This window comes from Serratia sp. (in: enterobacteria) (genome assembly GCF_052400455.1).
GTDB lineage: Bacteria > Pseudomonadota > Gammaproteobacteria > Enterobacterales > Enterobacteriaceae > Serratia > Serratia ureilytica.
Genome location: NZ_CP185812.1, coordinates 2,316,329 through 2,334,021, shown reverse-complemented (window position 1 = coordinate 2,334,021; position 17,693 = coordinate 2,316,329). Strand labels below are relative to the sequence as shown.

General features: G+C 61.7%; 18 protein-coding genes. 13 read left to right on the top strand and 5 right to left on the bottom strand.

Going from position 1 to position 17,693, the window contains the following annotated elements; translation table 11 throughout:
* The first annotated feature begins 111 nt into the window (after window positions 1-111).
* A complete protein-coding gene (gene malX, locus ACORQT_RS11395) occupies window positions 112-1,731 on the top strand; it encodes a maltose/glucose-specific PTS transporter subunit IIBC (protein ID WP_089191692.1) in 1,620 nt (539 codons plus the stop codon).
* Entirely contained in the window at window positions 1,724-2,905 is a 1,182-nt protein-coding gene (locus ACORQT_RS11390) for a MalY/PatB family protein (RefSeq protein WP_089191691.1), read from the top strand. The genes malX and ACORQT_RS11390 overlap by 8 nt, the downstream gene beginning before the upstream one ends.
* Window positions 2,906-2,937: 32 nt before the next feature.
* On the opposite strand, the gene ACORQT_RS11385 is transcribed toward ACORQT_RS11390, so the two are convergent.
* Both ACORQT_RS11385 and ACORQT_RS11380 read right to left on the bottom strand, forming a co-directional pair.
* A complete protein-coding gene (locus tag ACORQT_RS11385) occupies window positions 2,938-3,306 on the bottom strand; it encodes a hypothetical protein (protein WP_033640470.1) in 369 nt (122 codons plus the stop codon).
* Window positions 3,303-3,899 (bottom strand): NUDIX domain-containing protein, encoded by a 597-nt coding sequence (locus ACORQT_RS11380; RefSeq protein WP_089191690.1) that lies wholly within the window; start codon window positions 3,897-3,899, stop codon window positions 3,303-3,305. Before ACORQT_RS11380 ends, ACORQT_RS11385 begins: the two co-directional genes overlap by 4 nt.
* 97 nt (window positions 3,900-3,996) lie before the next feature.
* Between ACORQT_RS11380 and ACORQT_RS11375 the strand changes: the two genes are divergently transcribed.
* From ACORQT_RS11375 to ACORQT_RS11365, 3 genes are all read left to right on the top strand, one after another.
* The gene (locus ACORQT_RS11375) at window positions 3,997-4,752 is read left to right on the top strand and encodes a DeoR/GlpR family DNA-binding transcription regulator (protein ID WP_089191689.1); all 756 of its coding nucleotides are present in this window, start codon (window positions 3,997-3,999) and stop codon (window positions 4,750-4,752) included.
* A gap of 135 nt (window positions 4,753-4,887) precedes the next feature.
* The gene (add, locus tag ACORQT_RS11370; RefSeq protein ID WP_016927887.1) at window positions 4,888-5,886 is read left to right on the top strand and encodes an adenosine deaminase; all 999 of its coding nucleotides are present in this window, start codon (window positions 4,888-4,890) and stop codon (window positions 5,884-5,886) included.
* A gap of 117 nt (window positions 5,887-6,003) precedes the next feature.
* Window positions 6,004-6,549, top strand: coding sequence for an AAA family ATPase (locus tag ACORQT_RS11365; protein WP_042784405.1), 546 nt, complete (start codon window positions 6,004-6,006; stop codon window positions 6,547-6,549).
* Window positions 6,550-6,560: 11 nt separating this feature from the next.
* Here ACORQT_RS11365 and ACORQT_RS11360 read toward each other — a convergent pair whose 3' ends face one another.
* Together ACORQT_RS11360 and ACORQT_RS11355 are read right to left on the bottom strand one after the other, a co-directional pair.
* Window positions 6,561-7,565, bottom strand: a complete 1,005-nt coding sequence (locus ACORQT_RS11360; protein ID WP_033640474.1) for a bile acid:sodium symporter family protein — start codon at window positions 7,563-7,565, stop codon at window positions 6,561-6,563.
* A gap of 73 nt (window positions 7,566-7,638) precedes the next feature.
* Window positions 7,639-8,679, bottom strand: a complete 1,041-nt coding sequence (locus ACORQT_RS11355) for an oxidoreductase (RefSeq protein WP_042784403.1) — start codon at window positions 8,677-8,679, stop codon at window positions 7,639-7,641.
* A 235-nt stretch (window positions 8,680-8,914) separates the two neighbouring features.
* Between ACORQT_RS11355 and ACORQT_RS11350 the strand changes: the two genes are divergently transcribed.
* The 4 genes from ACORQT_RS11350 (at window position 8,915) to rsxC (ending at window position 13,062) form a co-directional block, all read left to right on the top strand.
* Complete coding sequence (locus ACORQT_RS11350; protein ID WP_004938446.1) at window positions 8,915-9,355, top strand: DUF2569 domain-containing protein; 441 nt, start codon at window positions 8,915-8,917, stop codon at window positions 9,353-9,355.
* 134 nt (window positions 9,356-9,489) lie between these two features.
* The gene (rsxA, locus tag ACORQT_RS11345; protein ID WP_004938443.1) at window positions 9,490-10,071 is read left to right on the top strand and encodes an electron transport complex subunit RsxA; all 582 of its coding nucleotides are present in this window, start codon (window positions 9,490-9,492) and stop codon (window positions 10,069-10,071) included.
* On the top strand, window positions 10,071-10,643 hold the full coding sequence (gene rsxB / locus ACORQT_RS11340; RefSeq protein WP_004938428.1) for an electron transport complex subunit RsxB: 573 nt from the start codon (window positions 10,071-10,073) through the stop codon (window positions 10,641-10,643). Before rsxA ends, rsxB begins: the two co-directional genes overlap by 1 nt.
* Window positions 10,636-13,062, top strand: coding sequence for an electron transport complex subunit RsxC (gene rsxC, locus ACORQT_RS11335; RefSeq protein WP_197801295.1), 2,427 nt, complete (start codon window positions 10,636-10,638; stop codon window positions 13,060-13,062). Before rsxB ends, rsxC begins: the two co-directional genes overlap by 8 nt.
* Window positions 13,063-13,095: 33 nt before the next feature.
* On the opposite strand, the gene ACORQT_RS11330 is transcribed toward rsxC, so the two are convergent.
* Entirely contained in the window at window positions 13,096-13,989 is an 894-nt protein-coding gene (locus tag ACORQT_RS11330; RefSeq protein WP_033642950.1) for a helix-turn-helix domain-containing protein, read from the bottom strand.
* A gap of 365 nt (window positions 13,990-14,354) precedes the next feature.
* Between ACORQT_RS11330 and rsxD the strand changes: the two genes are divergently transcribed.
* From rsxD to nth, 4 genes are read left to right on the top strand one after another with little or no spacing between them, the layout of a single operon-like run.
* On the top strand, window positions 14,355-15,440 hold the full coding sequence (rsxD, locus tag ACORQT_RS11325) for an electron transport complex subunit RsxD (RefSeq protein WP_033652582.1): 1,086 nt from the start codon (window positions 14,355-14,357) through the stop codon (window positions 15,438-15,440).
* Window positions 15,441-15,449: 9 nt separating this feature from the next.
* The gene (gene rsxG, locus ACORQT_RS11320; RefSeq protein ID WP_089191686.1) at window positions 15,450-16,079 is read left to right on the top strand and encodes an electron transport complex subunit RsxG; all 630 of its coding nucleotides are present in this window, start codon (window positions 15,450-15,452) and stop codon (window positions 16,077-16,079) included.
* The gene (locus ACORQT_RS11315) at window positions 16,076-16,774 is read left to right on the top strand and encodes an electron transport complex subunit E (RefSeq protein ID WP_033642947.1); all 699 of its coding nucleotides are present in this window, start codon (window positions 16,076-16,078) and stop codon (window positions 16,772-16,774) included. Before rsxG ends, ACORQT_RS11315 begins: the two co-directional genes overlap by 4 nt.
* Window positions 16,774-17,415 carry an endonuclease III gene (gene nth / locus ACORQT_RS11310; protein WP_019455952.1) on the top strand — a complete coding sequence of 214 codons (642 nt, stop codon included), beginning with the start codon at window positions 16,774-16,776 and terminating at the stop codon, window positions 17,413-17,415. Before ACORQT_RS11315 ends, nth begins: the two co-directional genes overlap by 1 nt.
* Window positions 17,416-17,693 lie beyond the last annotated feature (278 nt).

The window sequence follows — 17,693 nt, the reverse complement described above, 5'->3', positions numbered from 1 at the left end:
GCGACAGATTTGTGATTGGCGGCGCATTTTTGCTAGGTAAAACGTTTTATCTTCTTTTTACCTAATCAGAAGTCCTCTTTTTGCTCGTCTTTTCGCCAGGAGAAGTCGGTTATGTCAGCAGCCAATAAACCCAAAATCACCCTCTGGGAGTTCTTCCAGAGCCTGGGCAAAACATTCATGTTGCCCGTCGCCTTACTCTCTTTCTGCGGCATCATGCTGGGGATCGGCAGCTCGCTGAGCAGCCGCGACGTGATCACCCTGATGCCGTTTATCGGCCATCCGATCTTCCAGCTGATCTTCACCTGGATGAGCAAGATAGGCTCCTTCGCCTTCAGCTTCCTGCCGGTGATGTTCGCCATCGCCATTCCGCTGGGCATGGCGCGCGACAACAAGGGCGTCGCCGCCTTCTCCGGCTTCGTCGGCTTCGCCGTGCTGAATCTGGCCACCAACTTCTACCTGACCGCCGCCGGCGTGCTGCCCACCAGCGATCCGCTGGTGCTGAAAGCCAACAATATCCAGAACATCCTCGGCATTCAGTCGATCGATACCGGCATCCTCGGCGCGGTGATCGTCGGCATCATCGTGTATCTGCTGCATGAACGTTTCCACACCATCCGGCTGCCGGATGCGCTGGCCTTCTTCGGCGGCACCCGTTTCGTGCCGATTGTCACCACCGTGACGCTGGGCCTGTGCGGCCTGCTCATCCCCCTGATCTGGCCATGGTTCGCCGCCGGCATCAATGGCCTGGGGCGCATGATCAATGGCGCCGGCATTTTCGGGCCGATGATTTTCGGCACCGGCGAACGCCTGCTGTTGCCGTTCGGACTGCATCACATACTGGTGGCGCTGATCCGCTTTACCGAGGCGGGCGGCACGATGGAGGTGTGCGGCCACAGCGTCAGCGGCGCCCTGACCATCTTCCAGGCGCAGCTCTCCTGCCCGACCACCACCGGTTTCGCCGAAAGCGCCACCCGCTTCCTGTCGCAGGGTAAAATGCCGGCGTTCCTCGGCGGCCTGCCGGGCGCGGCGCTGGCGATGTACCACTGCGCCAAACCGGAGAACCGCCATAAAATCAAGGGGCTGTTGATTTCCGGCGTGGTGGCCTGCGTCGTCGGCGGCACCACCGAGCCGATCGAGTTTCTGTTTCTGTTCGTCGCGCCGTTCCTTTATCTGATCCATGCGCTGCTCACCGGGTTGGGCTTTACCGTCATGGCGCTGCTGGGCGTGACCATCGGCAATACCGACGGCAACATTATCGACTTCGTGGTGTTCGGCATTCTGCACGGCACCGCCACCAAGTGGTATCTGGTGCCGGTGGTGGCCGCCGTCTGGTTCGTCGGCTATTACGCCATTTTCCGCTTCGCCATCCGGCGCTTTAACATCAAAACGCCGGGCCGTGAGAGCGACGGCGCCGTCACCCCAAACGCGCCGAGCGGCGCGGCGGGCAAATCCGGCTACAATGTGCCGGCGATTTTGGCGGCGCTCGGCGGCCCGGACAACATCATTACGCTGGACAACTGCATCACCCGCCTGCGCCTGTCGGTCAACGACATGAGCCAGGTGGACGACGCGGCGCTGAAGGCCAACCGCGCCATCGGCGTAGTGCATCTCAACGATCATAATCTGCAGGTAGTGATCGGCCCGCAGGTGCAATCGGTGAAGGATGAATTAGACTCACTGATAGCCACGGCGCACCCTGCCGCGGCGCTGCAGGGAGCCACCCATGTTTGATTTCTCTACCCCGATCGACCGCCACGGCACCTGGTGCACCCAGTGGGATTACATCGCCGATCGCTTCGGCAGCGCCGACCTGCTGCCGTTCACCATCTCCGATATGGATTTCGCCACCGCACCGTGCATTCTCGAGGCGCTGCAACAGCGCCTGCAGCACGGCGTGCTGGGCTACAGCCGTTGGCAGCATGAGGATTTTCTCGGCGCGCTGCGCCACTGGTATCAACAACGTTTCAACACCGCTATCGACACCACAACGGCGGTGTACGGCCCTTCCGTTATCTACATGGCGGCGCAGCTGATCCGCCAATGGTCCGTGCCGGGCGACTACGTGGTGACCCATACCCCGGCCTACGACGCCTTCTATAAGGTGATCCTCGCCAACCAGCGCCAGCTGCTGGCCTGCCCGCTGCACAAGGCCGCAGATGACTGGCGCTGCGACATGGCGCACCTCGAAGCGCTGCTGGCGCGGCCGCAGACCAAGATCCTGCTACTGTGCAGCCCGCATAATCCCACTGGCAAAGTGTGGCGCCGCGAAGAGCTGCAGCAGATGGCCGAACTGTGCGAACGCCACGACGTGCGCGTGATCAGCGATGAAATCCACATGGACATGGTCTGGGGCGCACACCGCCATACGCCCTGGAGCCAGGTGGCGACCGGCCCCTGGGCCTTACTGACCTCCGGCTCCAAGAGTTTTAACATTCCGGCGTTAACCGGCGCCTACGGCTTTATCAGCGACGACGCCAGCCGCGAAGCCTATTTCCAGCAGCTCAAATCCCGTGACGGCCTCTCCTCGCCGGCAGTGCTGGCGGTGGTGGCGCACGTAGCCGCCTATCGGCGCGGTGAACCCTGGCTGGACGCCCTGCGCGACTATCTGCAGGATAACCTGACCTACGTCGCCGAACGGCTGGCGGAGGCGTTTCCCGCGCTGGGCTGGCGCCCGCCGCAGGCCACCTATCTGGCCTGGATCGATCTGCGGCCGCTGGCCGTGGACGATCGGGCGCTGCAGCAGGTGCTTATCGAGCGTGAAAAGGTGGCGATCATGCCGGGCTTTACCTACGGCGAAGAAGGCCGCGGGTTCCTGCGCCTCAACGTCGGCTGCCCGCGCAGCAAGCTGGAAGCCGGCATGGACAAACTGCTCGCCGGGTTGAAGTTTGTGCTGGACGAGAAATAACGCGAGGGGGCGAGCCTCTGCCCGCCCCTCGGTTACGCCTGAACAGACGGAATTTCCTCCAGATGACGATAGACCGTCAATCCCCATTCGTTAGCCAACCGCACGTCGTTATCGGCCCCCGCAGACGCCCCTTCGATGCGATACACCGCCTGACACTGCGCAATCAGTCGGTGAGCCACCGGGTAAAGAAACGCCTCGCTGACCGCATCGCCAACCTGAGTGGAACCGGCCGCGGCCGCCAAAGGCAGCGCCAGCCATTCGCCGATCACCGGCACGTGCCCCCGTTGGTAGACCGCCAGCGCCGCCTGTTCGAGGCGCGCCAGATTGGCGGCGATACGCTGCGGATCGCCATCGGTGCCGCTGCGATAAGGGCCGGCGATCAAGATTTGTTGGGCTTTCATCGTTGTTCCTCCAACGTCCGATTCAAGGCGACAAACTGCAGCAGCATGATAGTTTTGGCGTCAACGATCGTACCCTGACGAACCGCCTGCAGGGCCTGCGCCAGCGGCAGCTCGATCACCTCCAGATCTTCCCCCTCCGCCGCCAGCCCGCCGCCCTCGTTGAGGCGGTCGCCCGCCTGATATTCGCCGACGAAAAAGTGCAGCTTCTCGGTGACCGAGCCAGGGCTCATGTAAGCTTCGAACACCTTCTCCACGTTCTGCACGAAATAGCCGGTTTCCTCTTCCGCTTCGGCGCGGATACGCGCCTCCGGCGACGCGTTGTCCAGCAGCCCGGCGGCGGCCTCAATCAACATGCCGTCATGGCCGTTGACGAAGACCGGAAAGCGGAACTGGCGTGTCAGGATCACCGTTTGCGCCCGCCGGTTGAACAGCAAAATCACCGCGCCGTCACCGCGATCGTAAGTCTCACGGCTTTGCCGCTGCCAGACGCCGTCGCGCCGCAGAAAATCAAAGGTGGTTTTTTTCAGCAGGTACCAGTCATCGGACAACACCCGGGTTTCGACAATGCGAACCCTGTCTTTGGTGGCTATCATCGGTTTACTCCGCCAGAGGAAGGAAATTGATACTATCGTGCAGTTTCGTGTATGATCAAGATATTTCGTGCAATCAAAATTTGAGAGGAAAATGGCCATGTTGACCAGCCAGCGCAAGAAAATCATCCTGGAAAAACTGGCTCAGGACGGCCAGGTATTGGCCAAGCAGCTCAGCGAAATGTTCGGGCTGTCGGAAGATACTGTCCGGCGCGATTTGCGCGAATTGGACGCCGAGGGGTTGCTGCAGCGGGTGCATGGCGGCGCCCTGCCGGTTTCTTCCGCCATTGCCAGCTTCGCCGAACGCAATCAGTTGGAATCCGGCGCCAAACGCGCGATCGCCAAAGCGGCGGCGGCGCTGATCGCCCCCGGCCAGGTGGTGATCATCGACGGCGGCACCACCTCCGCAGAGCTGGTCAGGCAACTGCCGGCCAACCTCAACGCCACCATCGTCACCCACAGCCCCAGCGTCGCCGTGGGCCTGGTCGATCACCCCACGGTCGAGGTGATCCTGATCGGCGGCCGACTGTATAAGCATTCGATCGTCAGCGTCGGCGCCGCCGCCGTAGAAGCGATGTCGCATATCCGCGCCGATATTTATTTCATGGGCGTGACCGGCGTGCACCCCACCGCGGGGCTGAGCACCGGCGATCTGGAAGAAGCCTACATCAAGCGCGCGCTGGCGGCCCGTGCGGCGGAAACCGTGGTGCTGGCTTCTGCCGCCAAGCTTAATGCCGCCTCGCAGTATGCGATCGGCGATATTACGCTGGCGCACACCATCATCGTTGAGCGGGCTACCGATGACGCGCTGATCGCGCCGTTGCAGCAGGCGGGGGTCAGCGTGTTGAAAGCCTGATTCACGACGATAATGCGATATATCGCGCATTATTTGTGACTCACGTCACTTTTTTATGCAACGCAATGGCAAGTTTCATCCATTTGTTTTTATACTGTTCTGCACTTTACCTACGATAATTAGCGAGTGCCCAGCATGATCGATCCCCGCCTACCGCTTACCGATATTCACCGCCATCTCGACGGCAACATCCGCGCGCAGACCATTCTCGACCTCGGCCGCCAGTTCAATCTCGCCCTGCCGGCCAACGATTTGGAGAGCCTGCGCCCGCACGTGCAGATCACCCATGCCGAACCGGATCTGGTCAGCTTCCTGCAGAAACTGGACTGGGGCGTGGCGGTGCTGGGCGATCTGGACGCCTGCCGCCGGGTGGCATACGAAAACGTCGAGGACGCCGCCAACGCCGGCCTGCATTATGCCGAGCTGCGTTTCTCCCCTTACTACATGGCGATGAAGCATCAACTGCCGGTCGCCGGCGTGGTGGAAGCGGTGATCGACGGGATCCGTTCGGGCTGCCGCGATCGTGACATCGACATTCGCCTGATCGGCATCATGAGCCGCACCTTCGGCGAGGCCGCCTGTCTGCAGGAACTGGAAGGATTGCTGGCGCACCGCGACGGCATTACCGCGCTGGATTTGGCGGGCGATGAGCTGGGCTTCCCCGGCAGCCTGTTCCTCAGCCACTTCAACCGCGCCCGCGACGCCGGCCTGCGCATCACCGTGCACGCAGGCGAAGCCGCCGGCCCGGAAAGCATCTGGCAGGCGATCCGCGAGCTGGGCGCCGAACGTATCGGCCACGGTGTGAAAGCGGTCGAAGATCCGGCGCTGATGGACTTCCTGGCGGAACACGGCATCGGTATCGAATCCTGCCTGACCTCCAACATACAAACCAGCACCGTGCCGTCGCTGGCGCAGCATCCGCTGGCCACCTTCCTGCGCCACGGCGTGCTGGCGTCGATCAACACCGACGATCCGGCGGTTCAGGGCATCGAGATCGAGCATGAATACCGCGTCGCCGCGCCGCAGGCCGGGCTGACGCCGGAAGAAATCCGCACCGCGCAGGAAAACGGCCTGAAGCTGGCCTTCCTCAGCGAGCAGGAAAAACAGGCGCTGCGCGCCAAAGTTCAGGGCTAAATCCCCCCAGGCGCCAAACGGCGCCTTCTTCTCATCCCTCTCCCCGCCGTCTTCTTCCGACTGCTCGTCTTTATCGCTGTGTTACCCCATGACTCTGCCGCAAAAGAGGAATTTCGCATGTCTGACAAAACACGCCGCATCGTGCTGACCGGCGGCCCCGGCTCGGGCAAAAGCACGCTCATCGACGTTCTTCATCGCCGCGGCTTTCCGCACTCGCAGGAGGCCGGCCGGGCGATTATTCAGGATCAGGTGAGTATCGGCGGCCATGCGCTGCCGTGGGGCGATCGCCAGGCCTTCGCCGAGCGGATGCTCGATTGGGAACTGCGCTCATGGCGCGAAGCGACGGGGGAAACATGCTGGTTCTTCGATCGCGGCCTGCCGGATATCGCCGGTTACCTCACGCTGTGCGGATTATCGATCCCCGCCCCCTTAACGGCGGCGATCGACGTCTTTCGCTATGCCGATACTGTGTTCATCGCCCCGCCGTGGCAAGCGATCTACGTGCAGGACAGCGAGAGAAAACAGTCTTTCGCCGAAGCCGAGCAAACCTATCGGGCGATGGTGGCCGTCTATCGACGCTATGACTATCAGCTGCAAGAACTGCCGCACGCCTCACCGGACGAGCGCGCCGACTTTCTGCTCGACGCGCTGGGCCGCCGTTAGCGGCCTGCGGCCTATTTGGCCGCCAGCGCCTCCGCCTCGGCCCGCTGTTTAGCGGTTTTACGCGCATAGCGCTGCGCCAGCACCGCGCACACCATCAGTTGCACCTGGTGGAAAATCATCAGCGGCAGCACCATGGCGCCCACCGCCGCGGCCGGGAACAGCACGTTGGCCATCGGGATGCCGTTCGCCAGGCTCTTTTTCGAGCCGCAGAAGACGATGGTGATTTCATCGGCGGTGTTAAAGCCCAGCCAGCGCGCCGCGTAGGTGTTGATCACCAGCACCACCGTCAGCAGCACCAGCGACATCACCAGGATGGTCAGCAGCGACCAGCCGTCGATGCGATGCCAAATCCCTTCCACCACCGCCGCGCTGAACGCGGTATACACCACCAGCAGGATCGACGAACGGTCGGTCAGGTTGATCAGTTTGCGATGGCGATCGATCCACTTGCCGATCAATGGCCGCGCCAGGTGGCCGATCACGAACGGCACCATCAATTGCAAAATGATCGAACCGATGGCGTGCAGCACGTCGGTATTACCGCCCTGAGTATGCATCAACGCCCCCACCAGCAGCGGCGACAGGAACACGCCGAGAATGCTCGACGCCGAGGCGCTGCAGATCGCCGCCGCCACGTTACCGCCTGCCGCCGACGTAAAGGCGATGGCCGACTGCACCGTGGCCGGTAGCGCGCACAGATAGAGGAAGCCGAGATAGACCGTCGGCGTCATGATGCCCGGCACCAACAGGTTCATCGCCAGCCCGAGCAGCGGGAACAGCGCAAAGGTGCTGAGGAACACCAGCAGATGCAGCTTCCAGTGACTCATGCCGGCGATGATCGCCTCGCGCGACAGCTTGGCGCCGTGCATAAAGAACAGCAGCGCGATGGCGGCGGTGGTCAGGTGTTCAAAGAAGGTTTTCCAGATGCCTTCGCAGGGGAACAGCGAGGCGACGATCACCACCAAAATCAGAACCAGCAAAAATTTATCAATGCGCAAACGCTGCAACCAGGACATGAAACGGATTTCCTTGCACGTAGAGTCGTAAAAAGGCCCGACGTTGCGCCGGGCCACAGAAAAGTGGGCGGGATCAGACCACCGGCAGCGCCTGCTGCAGCCGGGCCGATTCCAGCCCCAGTTCGATCAATGCCATCACCGCGATGGCGTCGGCGGCCGGCACCGGATTTTCGCTTATGCCGGCAATCGCGTCGCGCACCGCCGCGTAATAAGCCGGGTAGTTGCCGGGAATATTGAGCAGCGGCTGTTCCGCCAGCAGGTCACCACGTGACAGCGTCACTACACCCTCGCGCATGTCATAACCCCAGTCGGCCTGCGGCAAGCGTTCGCCTGCCTTCAGCCGGTCTTCCTGCGGATCCAGGCCGTATTTGACATAGCTGCCGCGGGTGCCGTGCACCACATAGCGCGGGCTCTCCGCCGCCGCCAGCATGCTGGCGTGCAGCACCACACGGCGATCGCCATAGCTCAGCAGCGCGTGGAAATAATCCACCGCCTGCGCCCCCGGCCGCAGCTCACCCAGATCGACAAACAGCCGCTCGGGTTTGCCGAAGAGTTGGAGCGCCTGATCGAGCAGATGCGGCCCCAAATCGAACCAGATGCCGCTGCCGACGCCGCCCTGTTCGCGCCAGCGCTGACGCACCTGTGGCCGGTAACGATCGAAGTGCGACTCGAAGTACACCACCTCGCCCAGCGAACCGTCGTTCAGCAGCGCTTTGAGTGTCAGGAAATCGCTGTCCCAGCGACGGTTGTGGAACACCGACAACAGCAAACCGCTCTGCTGCGCCTGTTGCTGCAGCGTCTGAGCTTGTGACAATGTCACGGTAAACGGTTTGTCCACGACCACGTGCTTGCCGGCGGCCAGCGCCTGTTGCGCCAGCGGGAAATGGGTATCGTTGGGGGTAGGAATCACGATCAGATCGAGGGCCGGATCGGCGAACAGCGCCTGCGCATCGCCCACCACCGTCATCGACGGCCAGTCCGCGCGCACTTTGCCGGCATCGCTGCTGGAAACGGCGGCCAGCTCCAGCCCGGGCGTACCGGCGATCAGCGGCGCATGAAAGGTTTTGCCGGCGTAGCCGTAACCGACCAGCCCGACACGAATTTTCTCAGCCATGGGATTTCCTCTTGCAGGCTCACGACAGACCCTTTCGATTTGACACCATGCGGACGGCTGGAACAAGAAGTAAATGAGATGTTAATTCGAAGCGGGGTCGGCACGGCGCCGGAGTAGCCAAACGTGCGGCCCGGTCCCGCGATGCCGAGCTATCCGGTTGATAGGGATGACGAAGCCGGTATTACCCGCTAAGCTATGCCGCCTGTGATCCCCGTTTCAATCAGGAAGCCGTTTTATGTCTCAAGCTGAATACTCTCGTATCGGCGGTTGGTTGCTGGCCCCGCTGGCCTATCTGATCGTCACCCTGCTCAGCGCCAGCCTGATGCTGCTCCTGTACGCCATGGCGATCTTCATGCCCGAGTCGCGCGACTATCTGTTGACCAACGCCCAGGCGTTTACCCTGCAGTGGTACTTTTCGGTGTTGACCACGCTCTTGATGTGGGGCTTCACCCTGTGGCTGGTATTTCTGTTTTGCCAGCGGTCGCAGCGCTTCCCTAAACTGTTCTTGTTATGGCTGCTGATCACGGTGATCCTGGCGGTGAAAGCCTTCGCCTTCGCGCCGGTGCCAGATGAAGTGGCGGTGCGCAGCCTCGGCTGGCCGCTGCTGATGGCGGCGCTGCTGGTGCCTTACATCAAGCGTTCGCAGCGGGTCAAAGGGACCTTTACCGAACGTTAAAGGCGATTGCAGCACATTTTATTGGGTAATTTGTGTAAATTTTCACCAAAAAAGGCAATACCCCTGCGATTCATATGTTGTCGTCCGGCCGCCGATTCCCGATAATAGGCGGCTTTTATTTTTTAGGCATCGCAATGACCGAATACCTGCTCCTGTTTGTCGGCACCGTACTGGTGAACAACTTCGTTCTGGTGAAGTTTCTTGGCCTGTGCCCGTTCCTCGGCGTTTCCAAGAAGCTGGAAAGCGCCATCGGCATGGGAATGGCCACCACCTTCGTCATGACGCTGGCCTCCGTCAGCGCCTGGGTGATCAACACCTTTATTCTGGTTCCGCTGGATCTGGTGTATCTGCGCACGCTCTCCTTCATTCTGGTGATCGCCGTGGTGGTGCAGTTCACCGAGATGGTGGTGCGCAAGACCAGCCCGGCGCTCTATCGCCTGCTGGGCATCTTCCTGCCGCTGATCACCACCAACTGCGCGGTGCTGGGCGTGGCGTTGCTTAACGTCAACCTCGGTTATAACTTCCTGCAGTCCGCCGTTTACGGTTTCAGCGCCGCCGCCGGTTTCTCGCTGGTGATGGTGCTGTTCGCCGCCATTCGCGAACGTCTGGCGGTGGCCGACGTGCCGGCGCCGTTCCGCGGCTCCTCGATCGCACTGATCACCGCCGGGCTGATGTCGCTGGCCTTTATGGGCTTTACCGGGCTGGTGAAATTCTAATGACTGCGTTGTGGATAGCTATCGCGGCTTTGAGCGCGCTCGGGCTGCTGTTCGGACTGGTGCTGGGCTACGCCGCGCGCCGTTTTGAGGTGGAAGAGGATCCGGTCGCCGAGCAGGTCGACGCGATCTTGCCACAGAGCCAGTGCGGCCAGTGCGGCTACCCCGGCTGTCGCCCCTATGCCGAGGCGGTGGCCAACGGCGAGATGATCAATAAATGCGCGCCGGGCGGCGAACAGGTGATGCTGAAACTGGCGGAGCTGCTCAACGTGGAGCCGCAGCCGCTGGGCAGCGAAGCCGCCGCCGAGCCGGAGCGTAAAGTGGCCTATATCGACGAGGCCAACTGCATCGGCTGCACCAAGTGCATTCAGGCTTGCCCGGTTGACGCCATCGTCGGCGCCACCCGCGCCATGCATACCGTCATTACCGACCTCTGTACCGGCTGCGATCTGTGCGTCGCCCCTTGCCCTACCGACTGTATTGAAATGAGACCGGTCGCCACCACCACCGCCAACTGGAAGTGGGACATGAAGACGATCCCGGTGCAAGTGATCCACGTGGAGCAACATGCTTAATCTGTTCGCCGCCTTTAAAAAAGACCGGATCTGGGATTTCGACGGCGGGATCCATCCACCGGAAATGAAGACTCAGTCGAGCGGCGCGCCGCTGCGTGTCGCCCCTCTGCCCAAGACCTTTATCATTCCGCTGCAGCAGCATCTGGGGCCGGAAGGCGAACTGTGCGTCAACGCCGGCGATCGGGTGTTGAAAGGCCAGCCGCTGACCGTCGGCCGCGGGCGCACCGTGCCGGTGCACGCCCCGACCTCGGGCACCGTTAGCGCCATCACGCCGCACATCACCGCTCACCCTTCCGGGCTGTCGGAGCTGTGCGTGATTATCGAGGCAGACGGCGAAGACCGCTGGTGCGAGCGCGAGCCGGTAGCGGATTACCGCCAATCGCCCGCCGCGGAGCTGATTCAACGTATTCATCAGGCCGGCATCGCCGGTCTGGGCGGCGCAGGTTTCCCGACCGCCAGTAAACTGCAAGGCGGCATGAGCGGCGTGGAAACGCTGATCCTCAACGCCGCCGAGTGCGAGCCTTACATCACCGCCGACGATCGCCTGATGCAGGAACATGCCGATCAGATCGTTGAAGGCACGCAGATCCTGCAACACATTCTGCAGCCCAAGGTCACGCTGATCGGGATCGAAGACAACAAGCCAGAGGCGATCGCGGCGCTGAAACAGGCGTTGCGCGGCCAGACCGGCATTGCCCTGCGCGTCATCCCCACCAAATACCCGTCCGGCGGCGCCAAGCAACTGACCAAGATTTTGACCGGCAAGGAAGTGCCGCACGGCAAGCACTCCTCCGCTATCGGCGTGCTGATGCAAAACGTCGGCACCGCCTTCGCCATCAAGCGGGCGATCGTCGACGGCGAACCGTTGATTGAGCGCGTGGTGACCCTGACCGGCGAGGCGGTCGAGCGCCCTGGCAACCTGTGGGCACGCATCGGCACGCCGGTGCAGCACCTGCTTGATTTCGTCGGTTTCCGTCCGCAGGCGCAGCAGATGGTGGTGATGGGCGGCCCGCTGATGGGCTTTACCCTGCCCGCGCTGAACGTGCCGATCGTCAAGATCAGCAACTGCATTCTGGCGCCGACGGTGGATGAAATGACGCCGCAGGAACCCGAGCAATCCTGCATCCGCTGCGGCCTGTGCGTGGACGCTTGCCCTGCCGGGCTGTTGCCGCAACAGCTGTACTGGTTCAGCCGCGGGCAGGAGCACGACAAGGCGCGCAACCACAACCTGTTCGATTGCATCGAATGCGGCGCCTGCGCGTTCGTCTGCCCCAGCAACATTCCGCTGGTGCAGTACTACCGGCAGGAAAAGGCCGAAATCAAGGCTATCGATTTGGAAGCGGCGCGCACCGCCGAGGCCAAGGCGCGTTACGAGGCCAAGCTGGCGCGTCTGGAGCGCGAGAAACTGGCGCGCGAAGAGCGGCACAAAAAGGCCGCCGTCAAACTGACCGACGACGATCAGGGGGCGGTACAGGCCGCACTGGCGCGCGTACGCAGCAAGAATGCCGAAGCGGCGGTTACGCCGGTCGACGGCCAGCAGCCGGACAACAGCGAGATGATCGCCGCCCGCGAAGCGCGTAAAGCGCAGGCGCGTGAACGGCGCGCCCAGTTGGCGGCCGAAGCGGAACAAGCCTCGCCGGCAACCTCAGGCGACGACGCGCGTAAGGCCGCCGTGGCCGCGGCGCTGGCCCGCGTGAAGGCGCGCAAAGAGGCACCGGCCGCAGACATCACCGCCCCTGCCGCGACAGAGGACGATCCGCGTAAAGCGGCAGTCGCCGCCGCCCTGGCGCGCGTGAAGGCCAAGAAAACGGCGCAGCAGGCGGACGCTCCCGCTGAGACAGAACCGGCTCCGGCTACCGCCGAAGAAGATCCGCGTAAAGCGGCAGTCGCCGCCGCCCTGGCTCGCGTGAAGGCCAAGAAAGCGGCGCAGCAGGCGGACGCTCCGGCCGAGACAGAACCGGCTCCGGCTACCGCCGAAGAAGATCCGCGTAAAGCGGCAGTCGTCGCCGCCCTGGCTCGCGTGAAGGCCAAGAAAGCGGCGCAGCAGGCGGACACTCCGGCCGAGACAGAACCGGCTCCGGCTGCCGCCGAAGAAGATCCGCGCAAAGCGGCGGTCGCGGCGGCTATCGCCCGCGCCAAAGCCAAGAAAGCGGCGCAGCAGGCGGACGCTCCGGCCGAGACAGAACCGGCTCCGGCTACCGCCGAAGAAGATCCGCGCAAAGCGGCGGTCGCGGCGGCTATCGCCCGCGCCAAAGCCAAGAAAGCGGCGCAGCAGGCGGACGTTCCTGCCGAGACAGAACCGGCTCCAGCTGCCGCCGAAGAAGATCCGCGCAAGGCGGCGGTTGCGGCGGCTATCGCCCGCGCCAAAGCCAAAAAAGCCGCCAGAGAATCACTGGCGGCGGAAACGGAAGACAAATGATGACGGCGGCGCCTGGCCTACGCCGGGCGCCGTTTAATCGATAGAGATCAGATAGGTATAGTCCACTTCAATCTGACGCAGTTTGGACTCCGGGTTCCACTCTTTGGTTTGAATGATCTCCATTTCCATACTGCCGCGCACCTTATCCTTCAGCCCCGGCATCACATGCGACACCAGATAACCGAAAAACTGCAGACACTCCTTCGCCGTGCCCTTATGGTTGATGGAGATAAACTCGCGGCTCGGCAGATGGATGGTGTCTATCTGATGATTGGAAAGAATGTCCTTTTTATGTTCAGGATCGACCGCCATCACCAGCGTGGACGACAGCTCGTCGCCTTCCCCGGCCTGCGGGCAATAAATGCTGTAAATTCGCCGGCAGTCGACGTGCAACCCCTTGAAGAAGTCATTGAAAATCTCGTCCTTCATCGCCATGCAGGACGCGTACTCCAGCTCTTGTTCGGAGGCGAAATCCAGCCGGCGCGAGAAGCCGACCAGCTGCATCTCGGGCAGCGTCAGCCGCTTCACTTCCGGATAATATCCCGCGCCGTAGCTGGCTTCGAAGTTAAAGCGCGGCATCAGGTTTTTCACGTCCCAGTGCTCCATCGAGCGGTAGCGATTGGGCGTGGTGCCGAAGCGCTGCTTGAACATGCGAGTAAAGGTCTGCTGCGAGTCGAAGCCCAGCTCATCGGAGATGTCGATGATGGAGCGACGGGTGATGCGCAGCGCCACCGCGGCGCGCGTCAAGATGCGCGAGCGGATATAGGTGGCGAGTTGAATGCCGGTAATACGCTTGAATTTACGCTGCAGATGCCACTTGGAGTAGCCCGAAATACGCGCAACTTCATCCAGGTTTGGCCGTTTCTCCAGATGTATCTCCACCCACTCAATTAGCTCTTCAATAAAAAAAATGTCTTCATTTGTCATTATTATGGATTCACTGACTCAATAATGTTCGCGATAGTAACCTACACGTATTATGTGAAAGTTGTTATTTTGTGCGGAAATCTGGACAAAAATGATATTTCATTCATACGGTTACCCCATTTCTCAGGGGCGATGGCGGCACAAGTTCCACAGACAATTCCTCACGTTAGCCCATTTTCCGGCCAAAAAAAAATCAAATCGCGCCACGCCGATCTCAACGGGTGCGAAAAGCCGAATACCCCTATCATTAAGGCGTATTACCCTCGCATCGAATCAGGTAGAATGCTCGGCTATTATTTTTGCCGCGCCTGCAATTCGGCGCATCGAAACTGCCGCAGGCGCGGCGCAGAAGGTATCGTTACTCTATGAAGTTCAGGCCGGTATCACCCACAGCCGCCAAAGGCTTACACATCGCCAGCTCGCCGTTCACCCACAACCAGCAAAGCACCAGCCGCATTATGCTGTGGGTGATGTTGGCCTGCATTCCCGGCATCGCAGCACAGATTTGGTTCTTCGGTTATGGCGTGCTGATTCAGGTGGCGCTGGCGGCGATCGTCGCGCTGGCCGCAGAAGGCGCGATCCTCAGGCTGCGCAAGCTGCCGGTGCGCAGCCGGCTGGCGGACAACTCCGCCCTGCTGACCGCGCTGCTGCTCGGCATCAGCCTGCCGCCGCTGGCCCCGTGGTGGATGATCGTCATCGGCACCTTCTTCGCCATCGTCATCGCCAAACAGCTGTACGGCGGCCTTGGGCAGAACCCGTTCAATCCGGCGATGGTCGGTTACGTGGTGCTGCTGATCTCCTTCCCGGTGCAGATGACCAGCTGGTTGCCGCCGGATGAGCTGCGCGCCACCGCGCTGTCGTTCCACGACACGCTGCTGGCCATTTTCAGCGGCCATACCGCTCAGGGCGCGACGCTGCACGAATTGCAGATGGGCGTTGACGGCATCAGCCAGGCTACGCCGCTCGACGGCTTCAAAACCGGTTTGCGCAGCGGCCACAGCGTTGAACAGGTGTTGCAGCAGCCGCTGTTCGGCGGCGCGCTGGCGGGCATCGGCTGGCAGTGGGTCAACCTCGGCTTTCTGGCCGGCGGCCTGTTTATGCTGGCGCGCCGCCTGATCCACTGGCAGATCCCCTTCAGCATGTTGGCCGCTATCGCCTTCTGCTCCGGTCTGGCCTGGTGGCTCGATCCGGCGCATCAGGCTTCGCCGCTGATCCACCTGTTCTCCGGCGCCAGCATGCTGGGCGCGTTCTTTATCGCCACCGACCCTGTCAGCGCCTCCACCACGCCGAAGGGCCGTTTAATCTACGGCGCGCTGATCGGCGTGCTGGTCTGGCTGATCCGCGTTTATGGCGGCTACCCTGACGGCGTGGCCTTTGCCGTGCTGCTCGCCAACATCACCGTCCCGTTAATCGACCACTACACGCAGCCGCGCGTGTACGGCCATCGCTAAGGAGCCGCCATGCTGAATTCCATGAGAAAGCACGGCACCACGCTGGCGGTGTTTGCGGCGGTCACCACCGGCCTCACCGCCGTGGTCTACGCCCTGACGAAAACCACCATCGCGCATCAGGCGGCGCTGCAGCAAAAAGCCCTGCTCGATCAGGTGGTGCCGCCGGAAAATTACGACAACGTCATGCAGAACGAATGCTTCCTGGTCAGCGATCCGGCGCTGGGCGACGGCGCGCCACACCGTTTATACCTGGCGCGCAAAAACGGGCAACCGACCGCCGCCGCGCTGGAAACCACCGCGCCTGACGGCTACTCCGGCGCCATCAAGCTGCTGGTCGGCGCCAATTTCAACGGCACGGTACTCGGCACCCGGGTGATTGAACACCATGAAACCCCGGGGCTGGGCGACAAGATCGAACTGCGCATTTCCGACTGGATTTCCTTCTTCAGCGGCAAGAAAATCGAAGGCCCGGACGACAAACGCTGGGCGGTGAAGAAAGACGGCGGCATGTTCGACCAATTCACCGGCGCCACCATCACCCCGCGTGCGGTGGTCAATGCGGTGCGCCGCACGGCGTTGTATATGGAAACGCTGCCGCCTAAACTTGAAAGCTTACCTGCGTGTGGAGCCAGCGAATGAGTGAAGCCAAAGAATTGATCGTCCAGGGGTTGTGGAAGAACAACTCCGCCCTGGTGCAGCTGCTGGGCATGTGCCCGCTGCTGGCGGTGACCTCCACCGTCACCAACGCGCTGGGGCTGGGGCTGGCCACCACGCTGGTGCTGACGCTCACCAACGCCTCCATCTCCGCGGTGCGCCGCTGGGTGCCAAGCGAAGTGCGTATTCCGATCTACGTCATGATCATCGCCGCGGTGGTGAGCATCGTGCAGATGCTGATCAACGCCTATGCCTTCGGTCTGTATCAGTCGCTCGGCATTTTTATTCCGTTGATCGTGACCAACTGCATCGTCGTGGGCCGCGCCGAAGCGGTGGCCGCCAAGAAACCGGTCGGCCTCTCGGCGCTGGACGGCATGGCCATCGGCCTCGGCGCCACCGGCGTCATGGTGACGCTGGGTTCAATGCGCGAGCTGCTGGGCAACGGCACGCTGTTCGACGGCGCCGATCAACTGCTGGGCGGCTGGGCCAAATCGCTGCGCATCGAAGTGGTGCACTTCGACAGCCCGTTCCTGCTGGCCATGCTGCCGCCAGGCGCCTTTATCGGCCTGGGCCTGCTGTTGGCGGTCAAGTATCTGATCGACGAAAGAATGAAGGCGCGCAAAGCCCGCGCCGTGGCGGCGGAACCGCTGCTGGAACAAGGACGTGCTGAGAAGGCCTGATGAACAAGCAGAAGCGACTGGAAATTCTGACCCGGCTGCGCGACAACAACCCGCATCCGACCACCGAGCTGGTGTACACCACGCCGTTTGAGCTGCTGATCGCGGTATTGCTGTCTGCGCAGGCCACCGACGTGAGCGTCAACAAGGCGACCGCCAAACTCTATCCGGTCGCCAACACCCCCGCCGCCATGCTGGCGCTGGGGGTTGATGGCGTCAAGGAGTACATCAAGACCATCGGTCTGTTCAACAGCAAGGCCGAAAACGTGATCAAGACCTGCCGCATGCTGCTGGAGCTGCACGGCGGCGAAGTGCCGGAAGATCGCGCCGCGCTGGAGGCGCTGCCGGGCGTTGGCCGCAAAACCGCCAACGTGGTGCTCAACACCGCCTTCGGCTGGGCGACCATCGCCGTGGACACCCATATCTTCCGGGTGTGCAACCGCACCCACTTTGCGCCGGGCAAGAACGTCGATCAGGTGGAGGAGAAACTGTTGAAGGTGGTGCCCGCCGAATTCAAGGTCGATTGCCATCACTGGCTGATCCTGCACGGACGCTACACCTGTATCGCGCGCAAACCGCGCTGCGGCTCCTGCATCATCGAAGACCTGTGCGAATATAAAGAAAAGGTTTATCCGGAATCCTGAGTCAGTTGGGTGCGGCAAACCGCACCCGCCGCGTCCTCTTCCCTCGCCAACGCCGCTTTTTTATCAAAAATGTGATATCGCGCAGCAGTAACCCCGGCGTTATCGCGGTTTTCAGTAAGAAACCCATCGCTGCGTTATTTTCAAGCAAAAAATTAGTCGAAAATTGCGGTGAACGTCACGCTTTCAGGATCACAAAGCGTTCACAAATGCCAGCCCCGTTTTCCTGAATTTCTATAATTTTACAAATCGCGCCATATACACAACATTCCAACGGATTC

Bases quoted from the DNA above. Each gene is read 5' to 3' on its own strand.
- malX (WP_089191692.1), top strand. From the start codon at position 112: ATGTCAGCAGCCAATAAACCCAAAATCACCCTCTGGGAGTTCTTCCAG.
- ACORQT_RS11390 (WP_089191691.1), top strand. From the start codon at position 1,724: ATGTTTGATTTCTCTACCCCGATCGACCGCCACGGCACCTGGTGCACC.
- ACORQT_RS11385 (WP_033640470.1), bottom strand. From the start codon at position 3,306: ATGAAAGCCCAACAAATCTTGATCGCCGGCCCTTATCGCAGCGGCACC.
- ACORQT_RS11380 (WP_089191690.1), bottom strand. From the start codon at position 3,899: ATGATAGCCACCAAAGACAGGGTTCGCATTGTCGAAACCCGGGTGTTG.
- ACORQT_RS11375 (WP_089191689.1), top strand. From the start codon at position 3,997: ATGTTGACCAGCCAGCGCAAGAAAATCATCCTGGAAAAACTGGCTCAG.
- add (WP_016927887.1), top strand. From the start codon at position 4,888: ATGATCGATCCCCGCCTACCGCTTACCGATATTCACCGCCATCTCGAC.
- ACORQT_RS11365 (WP_042784405.1), top strand. From the start codon at position 6,004: ATGTCTGACAAAACACGCCGCATCGTGCTGACCGGCGGCCCCGGCTCG.
- ACORQT_RS11360 (WP_033640474.1), bottom strand. From the start codon at position 7,565: ATGTCCTGGTTGCAGCGTTTGCGCATTGATAAATTTTTGCTGGTTCTG.
- ACORQT_RS11355 (WP_042784403.1), bottom strand. From the start codon at position 8,679: ATGGCTGAGAAAATTCGTGTCGGGCTGGTCGGTTACGGCTACGCCGGC.
- ACORQT_RS11350 (WP_004938446.1), top strand. From the start codon at position 8,915: ATGTCTCAAGCTGAATACTCTCGTATCGGCGGTTGGTTGCTGGCCCCG.
- rsxA (WP_004938443.1), top strand. From the start codon at position 9,490: ATGACCGAATACCTGCTCCTGTTTGTCGGCACCGTACTGGTGAACAAC.
- rsxB (WP_004938428.1), top strand. From the start codon at position 10,071: ATGACTGCGTTGTGGATAGCTATCGCGGCTTTGAGCGCGCTCGGGCTG.
- rsxC (WP_197801295.1), top strand. From the start codon at position 10,636: ATGCTTAATCTGTTCGCCGCCTTTAAAAAAGACCGGATCTGGGATTTC.
- ACORQT_RS11330 (WP_033642950.1), bottom strand. From the start codon at position 13,989: ATGACAAATGAAGACATTTTTTTTATTGAAGAGCTAATTGAGTGGGTG.
- rsxD (WP_033652582.1), top strand. From the start codon at position 14,355: ATGAAGTTCAGGCCGGTATCACCCACAGCCGCCAAAGGCTTACACATC.
- rsxG (WP_089191686.1), top strand. From the start codon at position 15,450: ATGCTGAATTCCATGAGAAAGCACGGCACCACGCTGGCGGTGTTTGCG.
- ACORQT_RS11315 (WP_033642947.1), top strand. From the start codon at position 16,076: ATGAGTGAAGCCAAAGAATTGATCGTCCAGGGGTTGTGGAAGAACAAC.
- nth (WP_019455952.1), top strand. From the start codon at position 16,774: ATGAACAAGCAGAAGCGACTGGAAATTCTGACCCGGCTGCGCGACAAC.